This window comes from Diaphorobacter aerolatus, from assembly GCF_014489535.1.
In the GTDB taxonomy this organism is placed as follows: Bacteria; Pseudomonadota; Gammaproteobacteria; order Burkholderiales; family Burkholderiaceae_C; genus Diaphorobacter_A; species Diaphorobacter_A aerolatus.
Genome location: NZ_CP060783.1, coordinates 3,436,464 through 3,450,487, shown reverse-complemented (window position 1 = coordinate 3,450,487; position 14,024 = coordinate 3,436,464). Strand labels below are relative to the sequence as shown.

At 63.4% G+C, this 14,024-nt stretch carries 9 protein-coding genes and 3 pseudogenes; all 12 read right to left on the bottom strand.

The features are described from left to right. Positions 1 to 321 precede the first annotated feature (321 nt). Complete coding sequence (locus H9K75_RS16060; RefSeq protein WP_187723375.1) at positions 322 to 1,668, bottom strand: hypothetical protein; 1,347 nt, start codon at positions 1,666 to 1,668, stop codon at positions 322 to 324. A 247-nt stretch (positions 1,669 to 1,915) separates the two neighbouring features. Continuing rightward, a complete protein-coding gene (locus H9K75_RS16055; RefSeq protein ID WP_187723374.1) occupies positions 1,916 to 3,337 on the bottom strand; it encodes a hypothetical protein in 1,422 nt (473 codons plus the stop codon). A gap of 67 nt (positions 3,338 to 3,404) precedes the next feature. After that, positions 3,405 to 4,040 (bottom strand): 2-hydroxychromene-2-carboxylate isomerase, encoded by a 636-nt coding sequence (locus tag H9K75_RS16050; RefSeq protein WP_187723373.1) that lies wholly within the window; start codon positions 4,038 to 4,040, stop codon positions 3,405 to 3,407. After that, positions 4,037 to 4,303: a DUF1289 domain-containing protein gene (locus tag H9K75_RS16045; RefSeq protein WP_187723372.1), complete on the bottom strand. Its 267-nt coding sequence runs from the start codon at positions 4,301 to 4,303 to the stop codon at positions 4,037 to 4,039. Before H9K75_RS16045 ends, H9K75_RS16050 begins: the two co-directional genes overlap by 4 nt. Further along, complete coding sequence (locus H9K75_RS16040) at positions 4,300 to 4,803, bottom strand: YbaK/EbsC family protein (RefSeq protein ID WP_187726069.1); 504 nt, start codon at positions 4,801 to 4,803, stop codon at positions 4,300 to 4,302. The genes H9K75_RS16045 and H9K75_RS16040 overlap by 4 nt, the downstream gene beginning before the upstream one ends. A gap of 7 nt (positions 4,804 to 4,810) precedes the next feature. Further along, positions 4,811 to 5,731 carry a hydroxymethylglutaryl-CoA lyase gene (locus tag H9K75_RS16035; RefSeq protein WP_187723371.1) on the bottom strand — a complete coding sequence of 307 codons (921 nt, stop codon included), beginning with the start codon at positions 5,729 to 5,731 and terminating at the stop codon, positions 4,811 to 4,813. Between the two features lie 127 nt (positions 5,732 to 5,858). Beyond that, entirely contained in the window at positions 5,859 to 7,874 is a 2,016-nt protein-coding gene (locus H9K75_RS16030) for an acetyl/propionyl/methylcrotonyl-CoA carboxylase subunit alpha (RefSeq protein ID WP_187723370.1), read from the bottom strand. A 2-nt stretch (positions 7,875 to 7,876) separates the two neighbouring features. Then, complete coding sequence (locus H9K75_RS16025) at positions 7,877 to 8,599, bottom strand: DUF4126 domain-containing protein (RefSeq protein WP_187723369.1); 723 nt, start codon at positions 8,597 to 8,599, stop codon at positions 7,877 to 7,879. 29 nt (positions 8,600 to 8,628) lie between these two features. Then, a pseudogene (locus H9K75_RS16020) lies at positions 8,629 to 9,413 on the bottom strand (enoyl-CoA hydratase/isomerase family protein). Positions 9,414 to 9,458: 45 nt separating this feature from the next. Then, a pseudogene (locus H9K75_RS16015) lies at positions 9,459 to 11,062 on the bottom strand (carboxyl transferase domain-containing protein). A 54-nt stretch (positions 11,063 to 11,116) separates the two neighbouring features. After that, positions 11,117 to 12,211, bottom strand: a complete 1,095-nt coding sequence (locus tag H9K75_RS16010) for a dienelactone hydrolase family protein (protein ID WP_187723368.1) — start codon at positions 12,209 to 12,211, stop codon at positions 11,117 to 11,119. Between the two features lie 19 nt (positions 12,212 to 12,230). Further along, a pseudogene (locus tag H9K75_RS16005) lies at positions 12,231 to 13,957 on the bottom strand (AMP-binding protein). Between the last annotated feature and the right edge of the window lie 67 nt (positions 13,958 to 14,024).

Genomic DNA, 14,024 nt, shown 5'->3' with positions numbered 1-14,024 from the left:
CTGCATGTGTCGCAGGTGAACGCAATATCCGTTCGGCATCTTTCCGAAAACTGACAGCGAAACCGCTCGAAGGATCGCGGTACTTACGGCGATCTGACAAACCCGGTAGCAACCCTTTGGTGACATTTCTTCATGCGAAATATGCAGGCTTTTGTCACATCAAAATCGGTTTGAAATGATTTGGATCGTCTGATTTGGTGAGCCGGACGCAGGGGAAATCCCTCGCTAGGACAAACCCGTGATTCAACGTGAAGGAGACATCGGACGAGCCAGGCAGCGCAGCGCAGCGCGTCGCGGCGGCTCAAGGCGCTGCCTCCGCCCTCAGTCCTTGAACAGGCGATGCGGCCAGGTCACGCCGAAGTTTCCCGCAGTGCCGGGAGCGACAGCGGGGTTGAACGCCTGCACGAATGCATGGCCGATCACGGGGATGCCCACGGCGTTGCCCGGCTCGGCGAGGTTCACCCTCATCCAGCCGTTGCCATACCCCGTGTCGATGTCGTCAAAGGCGACGCTTGCGGACAGCACGACCGAAGCACGCGCGCCAGCGTGATTGAAACTCTCGACGGAGGCGGCTCCGCAGTGGAGCCAACTGTCCGCCGTCATGCCGGTCTTGTTGGACTCCCGATCCCCGGAACGATGCTCCGGGCTGAGCAAACAAAGCGCGCCATTCGAAAGACTTACCTGCGCGGTAGCGAAGTGCTTTTGCACGTCGCCATTGCGAACAAGTGCCGGTCCGCCTTCTGCTCCGTAATCCACCCCCAGCGCAAACCTGCGCGTGGGCATCGTCAACTGCCAGTCCGTTGCCGCAAGAATCGCGGGATCCGACCAGAACTCGTTCACCACCTTTTTTACCGCGAGCGCATCACCGACTGCATTCGCCTGCACGGCGGCAGTGTCTGCTCCGGCGAAATAAGGTGTGGACAGGTCCGGCAGGTCAAAGAACGCCGGTATGCCGGCAGGTATCCCGTTCGCAAACACAGTGTCGGCAGACAGTTGCTGCAGTCCCGCGCGGCTGCCGCCCACTTGCGGGAAATAGACGACATGGCCCTTGGCCGGCACGCCGTCCCGGTGTACTTCGAGCGCAGTTGCCGCGCCACTCCACGACAGCGCCTTGGGCACATTCATCACCGTCCAGTTGGCGGTGATGCCGGTGGTGGGCGGTTGCAGGCCGAGGGCCGCATAGGCCGCTACGTTGGCAAGATCAACATTCAGCGCCGACCACGACCCATTGGTGGCCGTGTCGGCGCAAGGAGCCTCGCCTTTCTTCACGGCCATCAGTGGAAACACTCCCGATTCACTGGCGGGCACATCTGCAAGCGTAATGATCTCCAGGTAGCCTTCACGCGTGCCATTGGCGCGCTCGGCGTCGCTGACGTGGGGATTGAGGCGTGCGGTCTGGAACGGCGTGCCGTTGATGACCTGCTTGCGGGGCTTGGTGCAACTCTTGTCCTCGGTGGTGAGAAAGGACAGCCCGTCGGCGTTCTGGCTCAGGTTGGCGGTCCACATGTCAGCGGGCGCGAGGAAGATCTGAAAGTCGTAGATGTTGTCCCCATTGAGTGCGCCCCGGAAGCGCGCCTTGACGATCTTGCCCCGGACTCGATCCGTGTTGATCAAGGAGAGCAAGGTGGCATTGCCGTTCTGCGTGGTGAAGTAAGGCACGACCAGCATGTGGCCGACGCCGGAACGACTGACCCGTACCGCGGTGCCATCGCCCCAGCGGGTGTCTCGATGGCATGGGCCGCGTTGCCGAAGCCGAGCATGGCAATGCCGCAGGCGAGCAGTTGAAATGGGAGTGTCTTCTTCATGGCCAGTCTCCGTCAGTCCTTGATCAAACGATGCGGCCAGGTCACGCCGAAATTGCCAGCCGTGCCGGGAGCGACCGCAGGGTTGAATGCGCGCACGAAGGCCTGGCCGATCACCGGAAGAAGGCGTGGCTGTGAAGCCCGTAGCCGCTGTCGAAGCTGAACCATCCATTGGTGTGCCCGGTATCCATTACCTTCAGGCTGACACTCGAAGACACCACTTTGGAACTCCCAGCATCAGACGGGTTGAACGACGTAGTCGAAGTGCTGCCGCAACTGAATGTGGGCGCGTAAGGCGTCGGAAAAATCCAGTGGTCGTCGATGTCAATAGCATTGGCTCCTTCGCGGTCCCGGGATTCGAAGGTCAGATTACGAAGGCAAGCGGCATCACCGTTCATGACAACGTTTATGGGCGCGAAATGGGCTGCTACCGCGTCGTTGAACACGGGACGAGGACGAGCTGTGTGCCGATAATCAATCCCCACCGCAAACCTGCGCGTCGGCATGGTGAACAGCCAGTCCGTTGCTGCATGAATCGTCGGCTCCGTCCAGTACTCGTTCACCACCCATCGGACGGCCAGCAAATCCGCTATCGCACTGAGCTGCGCATTCGGACCGCCCACACCCGCCACGTAGGGCGTCGAGATATCAGGCAAATCCGACCAACTCGCCGTCACGACGGGCGAGGCCCCGGCAAACAGCGGATCAGCCGACGCGGTTCCGGGGTTGTTCGCTGGCTTGGAGCTTTGCGGGAAATAGCTGATGTTTCCCTTGGCCGGCACATCGCCCTTGCGCGCCTCGATCGGCATGGCCACGCCGCTCCACGAAAGTGCCGCGGGCACGTTCGTCAGAGTCCAGTTCGCGATCAGCCCCGTGGTGGGCGCGGTCATGCCGATGGCCCCATAGGCCGCGACATCCTTCAGGTCTGTGTCCAGTGCGGTCAGCGCATTGTTGGCCACTCCATCGGCGCAAATGGCACGCGAGTTCGTCAGTTCGATCAGCGGATACAGCCCCGTCCTGGCCTGGGGGATGTCGGCCATGTTGACGATCTCGATATAACCCTCACGCGTGCCGTTGGCGCGCTCGGCTTCGCTGACCTGCGGATTGAGGCGCGCGACGGAGAATGGCTTTCCGTTGATGTCGGCCCTGGGTGGTCTGGTGCAGGATGCATCTTCGCTGGTCAGGGAGGAATAACCGCTCTGCAACTGGCTGACGTTGGCCGTCCAGGCATCTCCGGCGGCGAGAAAAACCTGAAAATCGAACAGGCTGTCGGCATTCCTCGCTCCGCGAAACCGTAGCTTGACCGCCTTGCCGTTGACCTCGTCGGTGTTGACCAGCGTGATCAGCGTGGCGTTGCCCGCCTGGGTGCTGAAATACGGAATGATCAACATATGGCCCGCGCCAGACTCGCTGATCACCAGCCGGTCGGCGTCCGCACCGCCCGGAATCTGGATGGCCTGCGCGCTGCGCTGCATGTCCGGATGAAGGCACAGCACGCCGAGCGCGGCCATCGCCGCAAGAATTTTTTTCCGCATGGAACCCCGCCTCCGAATGGAATGATATTGCCGCACCAGCTATCGCCGCGCGTGATGGTTCAGAGCCTCAGCCAAGACCCGACGGGCGCTGCGTGGCAGCATCCCACTGTCCGTTGTCAAACCACGCGTCGCCACCCAGATACGCGCGCAACATCGGCAGACCGTCGAGCCCCCAGAAGAGCTTGCCATCGACGTCGAACGAAGGCACGCCGAAGGCGCCGCGCGCGGACGCCTCTTCGGTGTTGGCTCGCAGCAGTGCCTTGGCCTCGTTCTCGGAATCCGGGCGTATCTGCTCGCTCAGCACCTGTCTGAGTTGCTCCATGCGCGCCGGATCGTTGGCGTCCAGTCCGCCGAGCCAGACGTGGCGAAAGATCGTGTCCGCCGTGAAGCGGTTGATGAAACCGTCATCGCTGCATTGAAGCGCAAGGCGCGCGAGCGGCAGCGGATTGAACGGGTGCTGCATAGGCATCTGCAATCCGCAGCCCTGTGCATGGCCGAGCCAGGTCGCATGGCGGTAGGTCCATTCGCGTTTCGGAGGAATGCCCGCCGGACCCGGGTTGTCGTACTGCTTGAAGAGCGCGCCCAGCAGCACGGGTTTGTAGCGCAACTCGTAGCTCACGCCTTCGAGCGTGCGCGGGGCCTGATCGAATGCGAGCCAGGCGTAGGGCGAGACAAAATCGATATAGCAGGTGATTTGCTTCATGCCAGAGCTTTCGGTAGTTCTATTTCCGCGCGCCTGAGCGCTGCAATCCAGATGGTGCGGCGATCTGCCGCGTCGGCCTTGGACCAGCGGCGAATCTCGTCAATGGTGCGAAAGCAGCCTTCGCAGTGGCTGCGATCAGCCGTCATGCGGCAGACGTTCACGCACGGCGAATCGACCACGCCGTCATATGCCGCATCAAAATGACCGATGTCGGCCACGTCGAGCGCGCGGGCTTCCAGCAGGAGATTGTCGAAGCCCGTCATGCTGCATCGACCTTCACTACGTCGACCACCGGAGCGCCCGTGAGTTTTTCAAGATCCTCCGGTGCGAGCTGAAACACGCCATTAGGGTGTCCCGCTGCCGCCCAGATCACGTCGAAGCGAAACAGCTCACGGTCGATCAACGTGACCGGATCAGTCTCATGCGCGATGGGCGATACGCCGCCTATGGAGAAGCCGGTTCTGGCCTTCACGAAGTCCGCGTCGGCGCGGCCGGTCTTGCCGACGAGGGCATCCACCTTTTTCTCATCCACGCGTTTGTCACCCGACGTGATCACCAGCACGGCCACGTCATCGCCCTTGCGACGAAAGATGATGCTTTTGGCGATCTGCCCGACGGTGATGCCGAGCGCGTCCGCCGCTTCCTGCGCGGTGCGCGCGGAGTTGTCGAGCATGACGGGCGCATGGGCATGGCCCTTGTCCAGAAGCGCCCGGGCCACGCGGCGCACGCCCTCGGGCAGCGGCTGGAGTTCCGATCCGCACATCACGCGATCAGCCCGCACGTTTGTTCAGGATGGCGGTTGCCACGCGCGAATTGGGCTTGCGGCCAAGGAAGTCGCTGATGTACTTGCCGGCATCCACGAGCTTGTCGAGATCGATTCCGGTGTCGATGCCCATGCCCTGCAGCAGGAACACCACGTCTTCGGTGGACACGTTACCGGTGGCACCCTTGGCATACGGGCAGCCACCGAGCCCGGCGACGGACGACTGGTAGTTCCACACGCCCATCTCCAGCGCGGCCAGCGTGTTGGACACTGCCTGACCATAGGTGTCATGAAAATGGCCCGACACATGGTCGATGTCGTAGTGCCTGAGCGTCGCTTCGATGGCGGCCTGCACCTTGCGCGGCGTGCCCACGCCGATGGTGTCGGCGACGTCCACGCGCTGCACGCCGATGTTCTTCATCAGCCGTGCGAGTTCGCCCACTTTCTCAGGGGCGATATCGCCCTCGTAGGGACAGCCCACGGTGCAGCTCATGGCGCCGCGCACCTTGATGCCTGCAGCGAGTGCCGCTTCGACCACGGGCGCAAAGCGCTCGATGCTCTCGGCAATCGAGCAGTTGATGTTCTTCTGGCTGAATGCCTCACTGGCCGCGCCGAACACCACGATTTCATCGGGCCTCGAAGCCACCGCGGCTTCAAAGCCCTTCATGTTGGGCGTGAGCACCGAATACAGCACGCCCGGAGCACGCCGGACGCCCGCCATCACCTCGGCGTTGTCACCCATCTGCGGCACCCATTTGGGGCTCACGAAACTGGTGACCTCGATCTCCTTGAGGCCTGCGTCCTGCAGGCGCTGCACCAGTTCGATCTTGACCTCGGCGGGCACGGGAGCCTTCTCGTTCTGCAGGCCGTCGCGCGGGCCCACGTCGATGAGTTTCACGCGGCTGGGGATGAGAGAGGACAGGGCCATGATGGGATTCTCCTGGATTGCTTGCAGAGGCCGGGATTGCCCCGGGCGGGGCAATCACTTCTGCACTGCTGAATATCTGCGGCGGAACCCGGCTTCGGGAGATGCCTATTTTGCCGCACTCATTTCTTCAGGTTGCGGCTTCAAGTTTGAGCAGTTCTGCTCCTTCTGTGACCTGATCGCCCGGGGTGTAGAGCAGTTCGGCGACCACGCCATCGGCAGGGGCGGCGATGGTGTGTTCCATCTTCATGGCTTCCATGACAGCCAGAGGCTGGCCCTTGCTGACCTTGTCGCCAGCCTTCACCGCGAACGAGACGACCTTGCCGGGCATGGGGGCGGTCAGGCGACCGCCTTCGGAATGCGCGTCGCCGGCATGGGCCAGCGGGTCGAGCAGGTCGAGTCGCGTTGCTCCTGCGGGGGTGAAGACGTGGGCGGCATCGCCCTGCATGTAGACGCTCGCGCGGGCGCGCTGGTCGCCAAGCTGCAGATCGAAAGCACCATCGGGACCGCGCGCAAAGCGCAGCGGGCCTGTCGCGAGTGACTGCTCCGCGTCCTGCACGTTCAACACGTACTGGCCTTGTGGCAGATACGACAGCGATGCGCTCACCGGGCGGCCCGCGTAGTCGAAATCGAATGGGCGCTGCAACACGCCGAGCGAGCGCCAGCCGTCGCGGTGGCTGAACGGGTCACTGCCCTGCGCCTGTGCTTCTGCGTCGAGCACGTTGGCGACGACGCTGGCGACGGCGAGCGGAATGCCCACCGTTTCCTGCTTGAACAGCACGGCCGCTTCGCGCTGGATCAGCGCGGTGTCGAGGTTGGCCTTCGCAAACGAATCGCTGCGCACCACCAGACGCAGGAACTGCACGTTGGTGTTGAGACCCACGATCCGTGTCTGCGCGAGCGCCTCGTCGAGCCGCGCGAGCGCCTGTTCGCGGTTGTCGCCGTGCACGATGAGCTTGGCGATCATCGAGTCGTAGAACGGGCTGATGGCATCGCCCTCGCGCACGCCGTCGTCGATGCGCACGTCACCGCGCTCGAAGCTCACACCGGCTGGCTTGCGGTAGACATTGAGCGTGCCGGTCGCGGGCAGGAAATTGTTGTCGGGGTTTTCCGCGCAGATGCGCGCCTCGATGGCGTGACCGATGATCTTCAGTTCGCCCTGCTGCTTGGGCAGCTTCTCGCCGCTGGCCACACGCAATTGCCATTCGACGAGGTCTTCGCCGGTGATGGCTTCGGTCACCGGGTGCTCGACCTGCAGGCGCGTATTCATCTCCATGAAGAAGAAATTCATCTCGCCGCCATCGCGCTGCTCGACGATGAACTCCACCGTGCCCGCGCCCACATAGTTCACGGCACGCGCGGCCGAGACCGCCGCGTCGCCCATCTGCTGGCGCATGGCCTCGGTCATGCCGGGTGCCGGTGCTTCCTCAAGCACCTTCTGGTGGCGACGCTGCACCGAGCAATCGCGCTCGAACAGATAGACATAGTTGCCGTGCGTGTCGCCGAACACCTGAATCTCGATGTGACGCGGGCGCTGTACATACTTTTCGATCAGCACCGCATCGTCGCCAAAGCTGTTGATGGCTTCGCGCTTGCACGATGCCAGCGCGTCAGCAAAACCGGCCGCGGACTCCACGGCACGCATGCCCTTGCCGCCGCCGCCCGCGCTTGCCTTGATGAGCACCGGATAACCGATGCGATCCGCCTCGCGCTTGAGCATCTCGGGGTCCTGATCGGGGCCGTGATAACCGGGCACCAGCGGCACGCCCGCCTTTTCCATGAGCTGCTTGGACTCGGCCTTCAAACCCATGGCCTGGATGGCGGACGCAGGCGGGCCGATGAACACCAGCCCCGCACTGGCGCAGGCCTGCGCGAACTCCTCGTTCTCCGAGAGAAAACCGTAGCCGGGATGCACGGCCTGCGCGCCCGTGGCCTTCGCGGCGTCGATGATGCGCTCCCAGCGCAGATAGCTGTCCTTGGGTGCGCTGCCGCCGATGTACACCGCCTCATCGCACGATGCCACGTGCTTGGAGTGCGCGTCTGCGTCGGAATACACCGCCACGGTCTTGACGCCCATGCGGCGTGCGGTGGCGGCTACGCGGCAGGCGATCTCGCCCCGATTCGCGATCAAAATCTTGTTGAACATACTCAAACCACCTTCCTCTCGGAACTGGAAAACAATGCGGATATGCGACGCCATACGGCGCGCAGGAATTTGAAAAGCACGATGAGCACGATCACCGACAGGATGATGGCAAACACCAGTGCGACGCCGAAGGCCACGGGATGCTGCGTCGCGAGCCACACGGTGCCGACGACCAGACCATCTTCAAGAAATGACAGGCCCCAGTTGGAAAACGGCTCGGGCGATGTGTTGGCCGCAGCGCGCGTGGTCATCTTGGTGGCCAGCGAAGTGGCCGACAGCGTGCCTCCAAGCAGTCCCGCAGCCACGGCCATCGATGCGTTGTCGGCACCGAAGACACCGGCTGCGAGCATCGCGCCGGCGGGCACGCGGATGAAGGCGTTGATCGAATCCCATAAGCTGTCGAACCACGGCAGCTTGTCGGCGAAGAACTCGACCAGCAGCATGAATCCGCTCACTGCGAGCACCAGCGGGGTCTGCAGAATCGCCAGCCCCGCCGGCAGCGGAAACCAGCCCGCCGCGCCCATCGCGCCCACCAGGAACACCACCGCATAAAGCCGAAAACCGCTCGCCCAGCCAAGCGCCGCAGCGAGCGCCATCATGGCGGGCATGTCGAGCTTCTCGGTCACATGTTTGGCGCCTTCCGCCATGTCGCGCACCGTATTGCCGTCCACGTGCATGCCGACCGTATGCAGCCATTGAACGAATTGCAGCCAGAGAGCTTCCATATGCTGTGCCCGATGGTTCAGCGAATGGATCAGCCCGGCAGCCACGAAGGCTTGCGCTTGGCCAGAAAAGCCTGCACGCCCTCGCGGCCCTCTTCGCTCGCGCGGATGTCGGCAATACCCTCGACCGTCTGCCGGACCAGCGCGGCGTTGATCTCGCGCTCGGCCACGTCCTGCACCAGCTTCTTGGCCGCACGCACGGCGTTCGGGCTCGCAGACAGCAGATTCTTGAGGATCGCGTCGACCTTGGCATCGAGCTCGTCGGCGCTCACCACCTCGTGCACGAAACCGATGCGCAGCGCCTCGGCAGCCGTGAAGCGCTCGGCCGTCAGAAAGTAGCGATGCGCGGCGCGTGCGCCCATGGCGCGAATCACGTAGGGGCTGATGGTTGCGGGAATCAGCCCGATCTTGGTTTCGCTCAGGCAGTAGTGCACCTGATCGGCGGACACCGCGATGTCGCAGCACGCCACCAGCCCCACGCCGCCCGCATACACGTCGCCCTGCACGCGCGCGATGGTGGGTTTGGGACATTCGTAGATCACGCGCAGCATCTCGGCGAGCGCGCCCGCGTCCTGGATGTTTTCCTCGCGCGTGTAGTCCGCCATGCGGCGCATCCAGTTGAGGTTGGCACCGGCGCAGTAGGCCGGCCCTCGGCAGCCAGCACGATGGCACGCACGTCGGGACGGTCACCGGCCGCACGAAAGGCTTCGGTGATTTCCAGAATCACTTCGTCGCTGAACGCATTGCGGATTTCCGGCTGCGACAGCGTGATGGTCGCGACCGCGCCATTCACTTGCAGAGTCAGGGCTTGGGCCATGGGGTTTGATCTCCTTGATTGCTCTTTTTTTGTTTGCTCACCGCATCACATGCGGAACACGCCGAAGCGCGTGTCTTCGATGGGCGCGTTGCGCGTTGCCGCGAGCCCAGCGCCAGCACGCGGCGCGTGTCGGCGGGATCGATCACGCCGTCATCCCACAGACGCGCGGTGGCGTAGTAGGGATGGCCCTGTTCCTCATATTGCTTGCGGATAGGGCCTTGAAGGCTTCTTCTTCGTCGGCGCTCCATTGACCGCCCTGGATTCGATGCCGTCGCGCTTGACGGTGGCGAGCACGCTTGACGCCTGCTCGCCGCCCATCACGCTGATGCGCGCGTTCGGCCACATCCACAGGAAACGCGGCGAATACGCCCGCCCGCACATGCCGTAGTTGCCCGCGCCGAAGCTGCCGCCGATGATGATGGTGAACTTGGGCACGCTCGCCGTTGCCACCGCCGTCACCAGCTTGGCGCCGTGGCGCGCGATGCCTTCGTTCTCGTATTTGCGACCGACCATGAAGCCGGTGATGTTCTGCAAAAACACCAGCGGAATCTTGCGCTGACAGCACAGTTCGATGAAGTGCGCGCCCTTGACCGCCGATTCGCTGAACAGAATGCCGTTGTTGGCGATGATGCCCACCTGCATGCCTTCGATGCGCGCAAAGCCGCAGACCAGGGTGCTGCCAAAGCGCGCCTTGAACTCGTCGAACTCGCTGCCGTCCACCACGCGTGCAATGATTTCGCGCACGTCGAAAGGCTTGCGCGTGTCCACCGGAATCACACCGTACAGTTCGCGGGATTCAAACAGCGGCGCGCGCGCAGGTTCATCGTTCACGCAGACCTGCTTGCTGTGATTGAGGTTGCCGGTGATCTGCCGAGCCAGCGCCAGCGCATGCAGATCGTTCTCGGCCAGATGATCGGCCACGCCGAGAGGCGCGTGTGCACATCCCCGCCGCCAAGGTCTTCGGCGCTCACCACCTCGCCGGTAGCCGCCTTCACGAGCGGCGGGCCACCGAGGAAAATCGTGCCCTGGTTCTTCACGATGATGGATTCATCGCTCATCGCAGGCACATAGGCGCCGCCCGCCGTGCACGAGCCCATCACCACGGCCACCTGCGAGATGCCTTGTGCACTCATGTTGGCCTGATTGAAGAAGATGCGGCCAAAGTGCTCGCGGTCGGGGAACACGTCGTCCTGATTCGGCAGATTGGCACCGCCCGAGTCCACCAGATAGATGCAGGGAAGCTGGTTCTGCTGCGCAATTTCCTGGGCGCGCAGATGCTTCTTCACCGTCATCGGGTAGTAGGTGCCGCCCTTCACGGTGGCGTCATTGCACACGATCATGCAGTCCACGCCGTTGACGCGGCCAATGCCGGTGATCACGCCCGCACCGGGCGCGTCGTTGTTGTACATGTTGAGCGCGGCGAGCGGCGAGAGCTCCAGAAACGGTGTGCCGGGATCGAGCAGGCGCTGCACGCGCTCACGCGGCAGCAGCTTGCCCCGCGCCACGTGCTTGGCGCGCGCCGCCTCGCCACCGCCCTGCGCCACACGTTCGGTCTGTGCACGCAGATCATCGACCACGGCCTGCATGGCCTGCGCGTTGGCCTGGAAGTCGGCCGACCGGGCATTGAGTTGCGTTCCAAGAATGCTCATTGTTCGTTTCTCCACTTTCCCCTGTCGGGACACTCGTTTTTTCTCGATGACTGATTAAAGCTGCGGTGCAGACTGAGCCGATAAGGCCCCATGCGCACCGCCGAATCCGCCCTGCTTGTCCTGATGCTCGTCGCACCGATTGCGGGCATTGTTGTTGACGCCTGAATGATCGCCAAGACCCTCATCGCGCAGGCTCCTCACGTGAGGCCGACCCGACCGCTTCATCCACCGGCGGCGAATGGGTCGCAGCGCTCCCGGGCGATGCAAAACCGCTTTCGTCGAGAAATTTCGACACCAGCGGCTCCCATTGCCTGGGTCCCGCACGGAACAGCTCATGCCCATCCTTGCCGAATGCGGGAAGCTGCTGGAACTGCGCGTGACCTCCGCCCTGCTCGAAGGCGGCGTGCCATTTGGCGGGCCACTCCGCACCGAAATACTGGTCGTTGTTCGCGTAGATCCACAGCATGGGCAACTGCGTCCTGGCACCGTAGCCGCGAAACACGCTCGCAAGCTGCACCGGATCGCAAGGCTTGCCGGTGTGCGTGCGGGGTTGCCGCCCGCGCCACCGGCAAAGTTGATCACTGCCTGCACCCCGTGCGGCTCCTGCGCAGCCGCTGCGACGGCCGCCGCGCCGCCAAACGACTGACCCGCAATCACCGCCCGGTCGGGCGAGGCATCGGCCCGCAGGTGGCGCACGGCGTCGAGCACGGCGTTGATCTGCGTGGCGGCGGAGTTCAGCGCGGGCGCGAAGCGCTTGGACTTGCAAGCGCCGCTGTCCTCGGCATCGTCCTCAAACGTCGGGCCATAACCAAGCCGCGTCGGCACCGCGACGAGAAAACCGCGACTCACGAAGTAGCGCGCCTGTTTTGCAAAGCGTGCACGGTGCAGTTCCTTGCGGCCCTCGGCCTGCGGTGAACGTCCATGATTGAGCACCAGCACCGGCGCGGGCACGGGATTGGCCGCATCGGAATACACGGTCACCGCAATGCTTGAATTCACCTTCGTGCCCTGCGGGCTGGTGACCGAGACCGGTACCTGCAGCACGCGCTCCTGCATGCCAGCCCACACGGACGCGGCGGGCGCGCAGCACAGCATCCCGGCGACGAGCGCCAGCAGAGGGCGGTGTGGATGGCGGAAGGTAACGGGCATCGTGGTTCGCCGTGAGCCCTCAGGCGGACTTGCTTTCTTCGAGCCCGAGCTGGCTCTTCATCTCGTCGCGGATGCGGAACTTCTGGATCTTGCCGGTCACGGTCATCGGAAACGAGGTCACGAAACGGATGTACCGTGGCACCTTGTAATGCGCGATCTGGCCCTTGCAGAACTCGCGGATTTCGTCCTCGACCAGGCTTTCGCCGGGCTTGGTGATGACCCAGGCGCACAGCTCCTCGCCGTAGCGCTGATCGGGCACACCGACGACCTGCACATCCTGCACCTTCGGGTGGCGATAGAGAAACTCCTCCACTTCGCGCGGGTAGATGTTTTCGCCGCCGCGAATCACCATGTCCTTGATACGGCCCACGATGTTCACATAACCCTCGTCGTCCATCGTCGCCAGGTCACCGGTGTGCATGAAGCCTTCGGCGTCGATGGCCTCCTGCGTCCTGGCCTCGTCGCCCCAGTAGCCGAGCATGACCGAATAGCCACGCGTGCACAGTTCGCCGCTCTGGCCCACGGGCAGCACTTCGCCGGTTTCCGGGTTGACGATCTTCACGTCGAGGTGCGGCTGCACCTTGCCGACCGTGGACACGCGCTTTTCGAGCGGCGTGTCGTTGTCGCTCTGGCAGCTCACGGGACTGGTTTCGGTCATGCCGTAGGCGATGGTGATCTCCGACAGATGCATGTCCTTGACCACGCGCTTCATCACCTCGATCGGGCACGGCGAGCCCGCCATGATGCCGGTGCGCAGCCTGGAAAGATCGAACTCGGCGAAACGCGGGTGATCAAGCTCGGCAATGAACATGGTCGGCACGCCATGCAGGCCCGTGCATTTTTCGGCCTGCACGGTCTCCAGTACCTTGAGCGGATCGAAGCCGTCGCTCGGGTAGACGATGGCCGCGCCATGTGTGATGCAGGCCAGATTGCCGAGCACCATGCCAAAGCAGTGATACAGCGGCACGGGAATGCACAAACGATCTTCGGGGTGAGGCGCATGCACTCGCCGATGAAGAAGCCGTTGTTCAGGATGTTGCGGTGGGTGAGCGTCGCACCCTTGGGGAAACCCGTCGTGCCGCTCGTGAACTGAATGTTGATCGCGTCGGTATTGCGAAGTCCGGAGGCCAAGGCGTCGATGCGTGCATCCGCCGCATCGCCGCGCGCCAGCAGTTCGGAAAACCGCAGCATGCCGGCTTGCTCGTCGCCCTGACCGGCCTCGTCGATCCACACCACGTTGACCAGCGTGGGCAGACGCGCGGCGCGCAGCTCGCCGGGCGTGGCCGTCTCCAGTTCGGGCGCGAGTTCGCGCAGCATGCCGAGATAGTCGCTGGTCTTGAAGCTCGGCATCGTGATGATCGCCTTGCAGCCCACCTTGTTGATCGCGTACTCGACCTCGGCCGTGCGGTAGGCCGGGTTGATGTTCACCAGCACCAGGCCGATCTGCGCGGTGGCGAACTGCATCAGCACCCATTCGGCGTTGTTGTGCGACCAGATGCCGACACGATCACCCTTGTCGAGCCCGAGACCCAGCAGCGCGCTCGCCAGCTTGCGCGCTTCGGCATGCAACTGCGCGTAGGTGTAGCGCCGCGCCTGATGCGCGCTGATCAGCGCATCGCGATCAGGATGATGCGCGGCCATGTCGCGAAAGAAATCGCCCAGCGTCTGTTCGATGAGCGGCTTGTCCGTCTTGCCGGAAGCCTGGCTCAACACAAAACGTTCAGTGGACGAGGACTGCGAATTCATGGGCTGTTGTCTCCTGCAGGGTCGGCATGGCTTTGCCGCACTTGGTTTATCACACAGCATACGCCGG

Bases quoted from the DNA above. Each gene is read 5' to 3' on its own strand.
- H9K75_RS16055 (WP_187723374.1), bottom strand. From the start codon at position 3,337: ATGCGGAAAAAAATTCTTGCGGCGATGGCCGCGCTCGGCGTGCTGTGC.
- H9K75_RS16010 (WP_187723368.1), bottom strand. From the start codon at position 12,211: ATGCCCGTTACCTTCCGCCATCCACACCGCCCTCTGCTGGCGCTCGTC.
- H9K75_RS16045 (WP_187723372.1), bottom strand. From the start codon at position 4,303: ATGACGGGCTTCGACAATCTCCTGCTGGAAGCCCGCGCGCTCGACGTG.
- H9K75_RS16035 (WP_187723371.1), bottom strand. From the start codon at position 5,731: ATGGCCCTGTCCTCTCTCATCCCCAGCCGCGTGAAACTCATCGACGTG.
- H9K75_RS16040 (WP_187726069.1), bottom strand. From the start codon at position 4,803: ATGTGCGGATCGGAACTCCAGCCGCTGCCCGAGGGCGTGCGCCGCGTG.
- H9K75_RS16025 (WP_187723369.1), bottom strand. From the start codon at position 8,599: ATGGAAGCTCTCTGGCTGCAATTCGTTCAATGGCTGCATACGGTCGGC.
- H9K75_RS16060 (WP_187723375.1), bottom strand. From the start codon at position 1,668: ATGCTGGTCGTGCCTTACTTCACCACGCAGAACGGCAATGCCACCTTG.
- H9K75_RS16050 (WP_187723373.1), bottom strand. From the start codon at position 4,040: ATGAAGCAAATCACCTGCTATATCGATTTTGTCTCGCCCTACGCCTGG.
- H9K75_RS16030 (WP_187723370.1), bottom strand. From the start codon at position 7,874: ATGTTCAACAAGATTTTGATCGCGAATCGGGGCGAGATCGCCTGCCGC.